The organism is Lishizhenia sp., from assembly GCF_057456495.1.
On sequence record NZ_JBVCPV010000326.1, the window covers coordinates 1 to 1,551 of the forward strand.

General features: G+C 37.8%; 3 protein-coding genes. All 3 read left to right on the forward strand.

Annotated features, from left to right (window positions below; genetic code table 11):
- The first annotated feature begins 13 nt into the window (after nt 1-13).
- From AC22ZQ_RS14630 to AC22ZQ_RS14640, 3 genes are read left to right on the forward strand one after another with little or no spacing between them, the layout of a single operon-like run.
- On the forward strand, nt 14-115 hold the full coding sequence (locus tag AC22ZQ_RS14630; RefSeq protein ID WP_413468694.1) for a hypothetical protein: 102 nt from the start codon (nt 14-16) through the stop codon (nt 113-115).
- A 27-nt stretch (nt 116-142) separates the two neighbouring features.
- Nucleotides 143-922 carry a HipA family kinase gene (locus tag AC22ZQ_RS14635; protein WP_318959487.1) on the forward strand — a complete coding sequence of 260 codons (780 nt, stop codon included), beginning with the start codon at nt 143-145 and terminating at the stop codon, nt 920-922.
- Nucleotides 912-1,295 (forward strand): DUF3037 domain-containing protein, encoded by a 384-nt coding sequence (locus tag AC22ZQ_RS14640; RefSeq protein ID WP_318959488.1) that lies wholly within the window; start codon nt 912-914, stop codon nt 1,293-1,295. Before AC22ZQ_RS14635 ends, AC22ZQ_RS14640 begins: the two co-directional genes overlap by 11 nt.
- Nucleotides 1,296-1,551: the final 256 nt, after the last annotated feature.

Here is a 1,551-nt window from a genome sequence, read left to right on the forward strand (position 1 = left end):
AAGCAATTACGCCATGGGAGTGATCCTCCTTCCCATAATGCTCTTTCATGCGCTACAAATATTTATCATAAGTATTATCGCCACTAAGCTTGGGAAAGAAAATAAGACAACATAGAATTTGATTTTTACCTATCTTCACCCCATGAATCCGATAGAAATAAGAACGGTTGATGTGGTACAATACATCACTCCTTTACGCGAAGGAGGATCTATGCCTGGATTGGTAAGAGCCGATGATGATTTTTTATATGTTTTAAAATTCACTGGAGCTGGTCAGGGAAAAAAAGCATTGATTGCCGAATTTCTTGGTGGAGAATTAGCCCGTTTACTCGGATTAAAAGTTCCCGAACTCGTTTTCATGAATCTAGATGATACATTCAGCAAAACAGAACCAGACGAAGAAATACAGGATTTATTACAATTCAGTGTTGGACTCAATTTAGGGCTACACTTTTTATCTGGCGCAATAACGTATGACCCTTTGGTTTCTGATGTTGACTCAAAAACTGCATCTAAAATTGTGCTTTTAGATAGCTTAATGAGCAATATAGACCGCACAGCTAAAAACACCAATTTATTAGAGTGGAAAAATGAACTATGGGTAATTGACAACGGTGCTAGCTTTTACTTCCATCACAATTGGGAGACATGGGAAAATCATTTAACACGAACATTTCCCTTAATTAAAGACCACGTGCTCTTGCCAAAGGCCAAGCATTTAGATGAAGCAGCAAAATTGATTCAAGAAAGATTCACAGCCGAAGCTTTGCAAAATATTATAGCCGCAATTCCAGAAAATTGGTTAGAGGATGAAGCTGTATCGCTTACACCAATAGAAATGAGAACTGCCTATTCAACTTACCTAAAGGCCAAATTAGAAAACATTGACCAACTAGTAAAAGAAGCGAAAAATGCAAAGTAAAGAGAAGTTTGAATACGCTATTATACGTTTGGTACCGCGTGTTGAACGCGAAGAATTCTTCAACATAGGAGTGCTACTCTTTTGCAAACGCAAGAAATTTTTAAAGATGAAGGTTTTCGTTGACCCTCAAAAAGTTGCTTGTTTTAATACACCGGTTGACTGTGAAAAAGTAGAAAGCTATTTAAAAGGTTGGCAAAAAGTATGTGAAGGAGGTAAAGCTGGAGGGAGAATTGGTGAAATGGATTTGACGGATAGATTTAGATGGTTGGCTGCATCTCGAAGCTCCATCATCCAAACCTCAATGATGCATACAGGTAAAACTGAAAACCCAGAAGAAACACTACAACTACTTTTTGAAGAAACGGTTTTATAAATACGAAGAAACACACCCTTTCCAAGATTCATACTGTACGATTTTGATCACAAAGTGCACGAAAACGGACAACGAACGTAAATCGTAAGGACTCAAAAAGCGCATTTTCACTGGATTCCTGTTTTATGGCACGACTCTTATACCCTTGTTAGCAAACACAAAAACAAGAGTCATGAAAAAATTAGTCGTACTCCCACTGATGTTTACACTCATCAGTTTTAGCGCTATAAGTGCCGGAGATCCAACAGCAGAAACA